Raw genomic sequence first — 280 nt, 5'->3', positions numbered from 1 at the left:
CGCCGGGAAGGGTCGGCCCCCACGATGAAAAGCTTCAATCCCGGCCGACGGGCCTTGAGTCGCGGCCATACCCGCTCGCAGAAATTGAACATGCATTCCTGATTCGGGTAGTAGTCCATGCGCCCCACGAAGCACAGCATGTCCCGATCGTAAGACTCTCGGGCGGGTGTGAAAAATTCCGCGTCCACCCCATTGGGGAACCAATCGGTGGCCACCTGCACGCCGTAACCCACCAGGGTCTCCCACTCGGCCCGGGTGGTGGCGGTGCACAGGTCGAACT

At 62.5% G+C, this 280-nt stretch carries 1 pseudogene; it reads right to left on the bottom strand.

The window, feature by feature from the left end:
- Positions 1-280, bottom strand: a pseudogene (locus ACTFO6_RS18640) (TIGR03087 family PEP-CTERM/XrtA system glycosyltransferase); the annotation flags it as partial.

The organism is Pelomicrobium sp. G1 (assembly GCF_051905455.1).
Taxonomy (GTDB): Bacteria; Pseudomonadota; Gammaproteobacteria; order Burkholderiales; family UBA6910; genus Pelomicrobium.
The sequence above is the reverse complement of the archived record's forward strand: the minus strand, read 5'-3'. Positions and strand labels throughout refer to the sequence as shown.